Source organism: Microbacterium sp., from assembly GCF_052099035.1.
GTDB lineage: Bacteria > Actinomycetota > Actinomycetes > Actinomycetales > Microbacteriaceae > Microbacterium.
Window position 1 is genome coordinate 1 of record NZ_JBQDSX010000096.1, and the last position, 7,790, is coordinate 7,790.

6 protein-coding genes are annotated in these 7,790 nt (G+C 66.1%); 2 read left to right on the forward strand and 4 right to left on the reverse strand.

Annotated elements, in window-relative coordinates:
• Positions 1-2,129, reverse strand: a 2,129-nt coding sequence (mobF, locus tag ACTIAO_RS16225) for a MobF family relaxase (RefSeq protein ID WP_441907183.1), incomplete at its 3' end; no start/stop codon positions are given.
• Positions 2,130-2,321: 192 nt separating this feature from the next.
• Between mobF and ACTIAO_RS16230 the strand changes: the two genes are divergently transcribed.
• Positions 2,322-2,750 (forward strand): hypothetical protein, encoded by a 429-nt coding sequence (locus ACTIAO_RS16230; RefSeq protein WP_441901718.1) that lies wholly within the window; start codon positions 2,322-2,324, stop codon positions 2,748-2,750.
• Positions 2,751-2,791: 41 nt separating this feature from the next.
• On the opposite strand, the gene ACTIAO_RS16235 is transcribed toward ACTIAO_RS16230, so the two are convergent.
• Genes ACTIAO_RS16235 through ACTIAO_RS16245 form a run of 3 tightly spaced genes read right to left on the reverse strand, consistent with a single transcriptional unit; the run spans position 2,792 to position 7,040 of the window.
• Positions 2,792-5,722, reverse strand: a complete 2,931-nt coding sequence (locus ACTIAO_RS16235) for an FtsX-like permease family protein (RefSeq protein WP_441907182.1) — start codon at positions 5,720-5,722, stop codon at positions 2,792-2,794.
• On the reverse strand, positions 5,719-6,450 hold the full coding sequence (locus ACTIAO_RS16240; protein WP_441901721.1) for an ABC transporter ATP-binding protein: 732 nt from the start codon (positions 6,448-6,450) through the stop codon (positions 5,719-5,721). The genes ACTIAO_RS16235 and ACTIAO_RS16240 overlap by 4 nt, the downstream gene beginning before the upstream one ends.
• Positions 6,447-7,040, reverse strand: coding sequence for a PadR family transcriptional regulator (locus tag ACTIAO_RS16245; RefSeq protein WP_441901723.1), 594 nt, complete (start codon positions 7,038-7,040; stop codon positions 6,447-6,449). The genes ACTIAO_RS16240 and ACTIAO_RS16245 overlap by 4 nt, the downstream gene beginning before the upstream one ends.
• A gap of 88 nt (positions 7,041-7,128) precedes the next feature.
• On the opposite strand from ACTIAO_RS16245, the gene ACTIAO_RS16250 reads away from it, so the two are divergent.
• Positions 7,129-7,488, forward strand: coding sequence for a hypothetical protein (locus ACTIAO_RS16250; RefSeq protein ID WP_441901725.1), 360 nt, complete (start codon positions 7,129-7,131; stop codon positions 7,486-7,488).
• Positions 7,489-7,790: the final 302 nt, after the last annotated feature.

Here is a 7,790-nt window from a genome sequence, read left to right on the forward strand (position 1 = left end):
GTCGTGTCGTCGACGACACCGTGCGAGACTCGCTCCTCGCGGATGCGGGCGTTGACGGCGCGGGCTTCATCGTTCGTGCTGACAGTGACCGCTTCGCCGTCCTGCCGCTCCTGGGCGATGTGCGCGCGCGCATCGTCGCCGCTCTCGTGCAGACGGATTAGCCCGAGCCTGGCGAGCTGGTCGAACACTTCGCCGGGCTGCTTGCCGTCGCGCATCCGTAGCGTGAGGTCGGCATAGGCGGGGTCGGTGAAGCGGTGCACCTCGGCCATGTCGAACGTGCGCCCCCGAATGTGCGCGGCCATATTGAGCACCCCGCCACGACCGACGGCGGCGAGCTGTGCCCGGTCACCGACGAGTGCGACCGTTGCGCCCGCCTCGGCGGTGACGGTGAGCAACGCGATTGCGGTGTCTTGGTCGAGCATCCCGGCCTCGTCCACGATCACCCGCTCATCCCGCACGAGCTGCGCGTCCTCGGTCGGGCCGCGATAGGTGCGCCCGGTCTCGGGGTCGGTGTCGCCGGGTGTGAGGCACGTCCAGACGCCGTCATCGTTCCACCGCCACCCGTGCGCGTGCAGGAGCGCCGCAACCGATGTTGCAGGTACCCCGAGTTCTTCGTGTGCGACCTGGGCGGCGCGCAACGTCGGCGCAACCACCCGCGACGCCCTCCCGCGCTGCGTCGCGACTTCGATTGCGACACCGAGCATCGTGGTCTTGCCCGCACCCGCGGCACCCTCCACGACCACGAGCGGATCAGTCGATGCAACGGCAGCGGCGGCGCGCTCCTGCCCCGCATCTAGGCCCCGTGCCTGCGCCACGCCCTGCACGTCGGGGTGCTTCGGTTCCCGCTTCGGCACTCGTGCGGTCAGGAGGTCGCGCAGTTCTGTCTCGGCCTGCACGACGCGCAGGCTGGTGAGGTGCGCCACATGCTCCGGTGTCGGTGCGCCGGGCGGGAGGATCGAGAAGCAATCCTCCATCGCCAACGCCGTTGCGATGCGCACGAACTCGCGCACCTCGACGGGTGCGGCCTGCACGCCGTACTCGGTCATGATCCGGGTCGCGTGCTCCTGCACCGTGTGCCGCGTCCACGCCGACCCGCCCGCGGCGCACCGATCCAGCGCACGGCTCGCTACGACCTGCACGGAGAGGTCATCCAGCGACACCGGCGCACGACGCACAGGCCGGCGCAACCTGGCCGGGTCGTAGCCGGCCTCTCGCAACTCCGTCACCCAGGCCTGTTCTTCGTGCAGGGTGGTGGGCTTCTTCGCGGGCCGCTCATACGCCCACGCTTTCGCCGCGAGCCGGGCGGAGACGACCGGCCCCACAGTCTCGCCCGGATGCGTCGCCTCCCACTCCGCCTCGAAGCGTTCCAGGTGCTTGCGAACTTGCTCGCCGCGCTTACTCATCACGCCGTTGAACCGCTCGAACTCGACCACCTCACCCGATACCGGATCTAGGGTCAAGCCGTGCCGATCCAGCACCTCCGCAAGCTCCGGGTGCGCGGCGATCACGGCAGTACCGAGCGCGCGAATCGCGCCCTGCTGCCGGAACAACCCCGCAGTGTCCAGCGCCCGCCACTTCCCGGCCGCCCACACGCGGGTACCGACCTGGAAGTGGATATGCCGGTGCGGATCACCCGCCCGGCTCGTGCGGTGCGACACCGCCACCGTCTGCAACTGCTGGACGGGCACCACCTCCTGCTTCCCACGCGGCCCGACACGAGTCACGGAATGCAGGGCGAGCCATGCCTGAATCTCCGCCACCGCGTCCTGCTGCGCCCGGTCGAGAACTTCGGAGACTTCCGGGTGGAGCGCTGCGGCGATCGAGAGCGACTTCGGTGCATTCACCACCATCTCTGCGAACCGCGGCGACCCCTGTTTCCCGACACCTGGTAGACGGGGCGTGCCCATCGACTCGCCCGTGACCGGGTTCACCCAATCCACCCATCCCGCATACGCCTCCGGGTCAAGCCCCAGCGCAGCGATCACGTTCCCGGCGCCGTCGAGCGCGGTGAACGCGGCCACAGACGCATCCGCGTCGAGGTAGTAGTCATCGGCGCGGGAGCGGTCGGCCTCGACGTAGCGGCGCGCGTCGGCTCCGGTTCCCCGGAACAGGATCACGCCGCCATGCATGAGGATCACCTCCGAATGTTTCTTATGTGGAACATGCTGTATCTACCACGGTAGCATACGTTCATTCGGAAGGGATATGGTTGGGAGGCTGGAGAATCTTGTGAGTGCTGATGAGCGCCGTAGTTGCTGGGCCGACTGCTGAGTGGGAACCATGCAAGCGCGAAAAGGCAGTGGAACGTGAGGGGAACGAATATGAACGAACGGAGGGTGCGGTCGCTGACGGTAGCGGTGTGGTTGACGATCGATGCGACGATGGACAATGTCGCCCGCACCGCGATCGACTTCAACGATGACTTGCTCTCTGCGAGCGCGCAGGCGCTCCGGGAGCGCGGCTGGGCAGCCAGTAACCGCCATGCTGATGCCGGAGCAGGGCCAGTGGGGTGGCCTCCACGTACGGCACGACTTGAGATAGAGCTTTCAGCTGACGAGCTTGCCTTCATCCGGCAGCATCTTGTTGAGGCGAGCACGATCATCCAGCGTCTCTTTGACTCGCCTCAGATCTCTCCGCAAGTCCGCGAGGAGCAGGAGCGGTCTCTGATCGTGGTACGACAGGCTCTGGAGGCCGTCAGCATCCTCGCCGACGGCCAGTCAGACGCTGGAGGCGGAGCTGTTCAATGGTGAGTGCGTCGGTGCCGTTCAGTCCTTAGTAGTTGATCCGATCGTCAGTGATTCAGCGCGATGCCGTTGTCTGCGGCACGTCCGCGGTCTATCCCTGTTCTCTGCTGTAGCCAGGTTGCCGCAGCGGTCAGCGCGGGGATGAGGACGGCGATGATCGCGACCGGAAGCCACGGGACTGTGAGCACCCATGCGCCGCGTGCAATCGTGTCGCTGCTTGCCGTTGCCGCTGCTGCGGTGGTGCCGAGGAGGACGCCTGCGATGGTTCCGGCCAGCGTCCCGAGCAAGCCGATCGTGAGGGCGAGAGCGGTGGCGATCCTGCGGCGTGCGCGGGGTGAGGCGCCGACATCCGAAAGCACCCGGAGGTCTGGGCGCATGTCCGCCACAGCGAGTCTGCTGGTGCCCCAGGTCGCGGCGAACGCGATGAGTGCGGCGAGGATGGTCACGGTCGTCAGGGTGGTAGCGAGCCCGTCGTTTGCGTAGCCGCGAGCTTGGGTGATGTCGTTGACTCCGAGCAGAAGCAGACGATCACGGAGTTGATCGAGCTGTTGAACATCCATGAGGCCGTTGGCGGTGGCGATGAGGCCGACGCGCTCGGCCGTTGGCGCGTTCTGGCTGAGCGGGGCTTTGGCGAGGAGTGATTCGGGAATGAATGCCTGCCATTGTGCGGAGGGCCAGTCGAAGACTTCGGCCTCGGCGATGACGGTGGCGTTCTCGATGGGGTCAGGCGGGTTCTCGTAGACGCCTTGGCCTTGAGCGTCCTCGATGAGTTGTTCCCATTTCGCCATCGCTGGGTGGTCGTCTTCCATGATGCCGAGGTGGGCGGTTCCGTCCGGCCACAGATCGAGTTCTCTGGTGAGGACGATTTTCCCGGCTTCCAGTGCTTGCGCGGCTTCTTCGGCACCGGGCAGCCCGAGCGCACGAATCAGTGTGCCGTCGTCGTCGACGACGATGTTGCCCCCGTCGTTCGTGGTCCAGTAGGACTGCGAGTTGGCGTCGGAGAGACGTTTGTCGATCCAGCAGTTCTGGCTCGCCGCCGATGCGGGGTAGCCGGTCCCGGTCGGGCGGTCGGTGTAGTGGTTGTAAGTCTCTGTCTCGTCGGCCCAGGCGGGGCAGGTCTTCTCCGGGTCGATGAGGATGCGGGGGAACTGATCGCCTTCCAGACTCAGCATCCGCACATCGACCAGCTCCGTCTCGGGGACGAACTCCGCGATCACGTCCTGGAGCCGTTGCCGCTCTTGCGCAGTGGTGACCGAGGTCTCGCCACCTGCGTCTCCTTCTTGGACAGAGGTGGCGAAGGGGTTCTCGCTGCCGGTCGAGGCCATGTAGTGGCCGTCGTAGATCATGATCGTGCCAGGTGCGGCGCGGAGAGCCCACGCTGCGGACGCGGTAGCGTACTGAGTCGCGGTGACGATCGCGACGCAGAGGGCGAATGCGATCGCGGCGGCGACGCCCGTCACTGCGGGCGCGGTGCGGTCTGCCCGGCGTGTCGCGTCGCGTACGGCGATACGCGCGTTGAGTGGCAGCCGGCCCGCCAGACGGCCGAGGAAGGGAAGCAGTGGGCGGAGCGCGAGGACGATCCCGATGGTGCCGGATAGTCCGGTGACCATGAGCCACAGGCGCTGCCCGGTGAACAGTGTGAGAGCGGCTGTTGCTGCACTCGCGACCAACAGTGCAGCCACAAGGATCGGGCGTGTCCTCCGTGACACAGCGGGCTCGGGTTGTTCTCCACGTAGCGCGAGAACGGGGTCGTCTCTGGTAGCACGACGCGCTGGCAGCCATGCAGACAATACGGCGACAATCGTCCCGCCGAGCACGATGCCGAGGACATCCAGCCACGGCAGGGTCAAGTTCGGGTACGCGATGCTGCCCGTCGCGGTCGTGGTGACGACGGTGATGATCGCGGCGAGCATCCCGGTCAGCGCACCGACCACAGCGCCTGTGAGGCCTACCAACCCCGCACTACGCAGCATGATCGCGCGGATCGTCTTGGCCGGTGCGCCCTGCGCTCGCAAGAGGGCGTAGTCCCTGCGCGATCTTCTCGCGCCGATAGCAAACACGGGGCCGATCAGAAGCGCGATCAAGGTGCCCCCGACGCTGACCACGGTGACCGCGACGATCACGATGCCAACGGTGACATCCGCCTCGTAGGCTGCGCCGTCGAGGTAGATCGGCACCTGCGTTGCCGAAGGGGGATCGAGGATCACCGTCCTGCTCATGGTGATGAATCCGGCATCGTTCCCCGCGAGCACGTCGCTCCACGAGAGGTCTGCACCGTCCACGAACCACACCGTGGCCGGTCCCGACAGCAGGGTGGGCGCCTCAGGTATCAACGTGCCATCGGTGAGGGCGACGTCGAAGGCGAGGGGGTTGTTCTCGTGCACACCGACGATCTGCACCGAGGTGAACTCATCATCTTCGCCTATTCGCGCCTCTACGGTGTCGCCCACTGTGACGTTCAGGCGTTCCGCGAGTGCACGGCTCAGCGACGCTTCGCCGGGCTGCTCCGGTAGCGCGCCGGTCCAGGGAGTGAGGAGTCCTGACAGCAGTGGGTCCGTGATGAGGCCTTCGGCGGCGAGAACTCCGTCGGTCAGCGATGTTCCGGAGCGGATCGCAACCGCCGCCTGTCGAACCGCTGTCCGCTCCGAGTCAACGGGCAGGAGACTGTCAAGCATGTCGGTCACTTCCGCGAGGGTCGCGTCTTCGCCACCGCCCAGCGCCGTATCCGCGCGTGGCGTCTGCTGCGCGGGACCGTTACCGAACCACTGGATGCGCGCCGTCGCAGCATCTCCGAGCGCCCACTGCGCGTATCGTGCGTCGGTGATCTGAGCAGATCGCACGAGGACATCCACCGCTGTCCCGGCACCGGCGGCAAGTGCGATCACGAGCGCGGCAAGCACGAATCGCCCCCATCCTTGCCGCAGTTCGCGCACGGCGATCCGCCACGAAAGCGAGGCTCCACGCTTGCGGCGACTCACCGTGCGCCCTCAGCGGGTGGCGAGAGCAGGTCGCCGGGGCCCGCCAGCGTCGGTGTTCCCGAGACAAGCTTCCCGTCGGCGAGGAACAGCGTCCTGTCTGCCCAGGCCGCGTACCGAGGATCGTGCGTGACGAGAACCCCGCCCGAGCGGGGGCCGACCTGAGCGCGGAGAAGTCGAATGATGTCCTCTCCAAGCGCCGAGTCCAGGGCTCCGGTCGGCTCATCGGCAAGGATCAACTCCCGTGACCCCACAACGGCGCGAGCGATCGCCACACGTTGCCGCTGGCCACCAGAGAGCCGATCCGGGAACTGGTTCGCCCTGTCGTCCAAGCCGACCAGCCCCAGCAGACGATGCGCCTGCTCCTGAGCCTCCCCGGCCGATGTGCCATCCAGTTCGAGCGGCAGTGCCACGTTCTCCAGCGCGGTGAGCGAGGACACCAGGTTGTACTCCTGGAACACCAGGCCGATCGAGCGTCGCCGCAGGCCCGCGCGATCTTCGGCCGACGACGCCGAGACGTCAACCCCGGCCACAAGCACCCGCCCGCTTGTGGGTGTATCAAGTCCTCCCGCAAGGTTGAGGAGCGTGGTCTTGCCCGATCCGCTGGGACCCATGACCGCGACGAGCTCGCCGTACTCGATCCGAAAGCTCACCTCATCGAGGGCGTGCACCTCGCTCTCGCCTTCGTGATGAACACGCGAGACCTGCTCGAACTCCAGCAGCGCGGTCATCGCTTGCCGCTCCGTTCGTTCTCTGACAACCACGCGGCTATCTCGTTCGCTGCGGCAGCCGTGTTCCTGCTTTCGCGGATCACCGTCGCCTCGACGTGATCGAGCCAGCGAATCTCTGCCTCCGTCTGGAAGATCAGTGACTCCAGGAGTAGCCGCCACGATAGGTCCGCGCGTTCGCTTCCCTCGGTGGCCTCAGCCTTGAGCCGGGTGTACTCGTGCAGCATCCGCATGGACTCCGTACGCTGGACACGAACGACCGTCCGCACATCTACGCCTGGGGAGGTCGCCGCGAGAGTGAGCTTGATCGCCAGTTCGTCTCTCGCCGGACGAGTGCGCTCGACAGGAGACTCCCACCATGCACGCACCGCTTGGCTACCGGTGTCCGTCACGCGGTAGATCTCGGATTCGTCTGTCTCATCGCGCATGGGCGCGATCAGTTCGTCTCGCTCCAGCCGCTGCAATGTCGTATAGGCCTGGCCGACGTTCAGAGGCCACGTCGCCCCTGTGCGGACCTCGAACTCAGACTTGAGCTGATTGCCGTTCATAGGCCGCTCGTGCAACAACGCGAGGAACGCTTTCGGAACCGACATCGGGACACTCCTTACTCGGTAAGCTGTGCGTCCATCCTTACTGAGTACACCGTGAAACGCAAGTTCGCACGAGCAGAGAGTCTCCAGCATGGCCGCGACCACAATGAACCACAGCGTGACGAGGCTGCCTGCGTGGCTCGGAGGAGTCGCCGCGCTCGCCATCGCTGTAATCGCCGTGGTCTCAATGTGGGGCCTCGCCCTGCCGCTCTCACCGCCAAGTGGCGTGTGCGCCGCGATCCTGCCACCGTCAGCGGGATGTGGCGGTGATGCACGGCTGCTGCCCGCCATTATCTGGAGCATCCTTGCGGCAGGAGCCGTCATAACTGCGCTGATCCTCGCGCGGCGCTGGCGCTGGTGGGGCGCGGTAGCAGGGGCAGTGCTCGTCGCGATCGTCGGCTGCATGGGATACATCGCGACTCTGTACATGCGGCCTTTTCTCTTCGGGTAGGACGTGACGTGATAGCAGTCGGTCGATGCCCGCCGACGACCACAGGTCGGTTCGCAGGCTTGCAGTCGACCCCGCGCATCTGGCCCGGATGCTTCGGCTGCGCCGCGAAAAGTGCTAACGAAAGTGCTAAGCAACCTGTAGGTCGGGGTATCGCGGTGGAGTTATCCACAGGTCACATGCCGCAGATCGTTGATTTTATGCGGCAGAACGCCGTACACGGTTTCGCGGCGCGAGGGGGTCGAGGTCAGTTCAAGTCCCCCCTCGCGCACACGAACGAAAAGGCCCCTGACCTGAGATTTCAC

Bases quoted from the DNA above. Each gene is read 5' to 3' on its own strand.
- ACTIAO_RS16230 (WP_441901718.1), top strand. From the start codon at position 2,322: ATGAACGAACGGAGGGTGCGGTCGCTGACGGTAGCGGTGTGGTTGACG.
- ACTIAO_RS16240 (WP_441901721.1), bottom strand. From the start codon at position 6,450: ATGACCGCGCTGCTGGAGTTCGAGCAGGTCTCGCGTGTTCATCACGAA.
- ACTIAO_RS16245 (WP_441901723.1), bottom strand. From the start codon at position 7,040: ATGTCGGTTCCGAAAGCGTTCCTCGCGTTGTTGCACGAGCGGCCTATG.
- ACTIAO_RS16250 (WP_441901725.1), top strand. From the start codon at position 7,129: ATGGCCGCGACCACAATGAACCACAGCGTGACGAGGCTGCCTGCGTGG.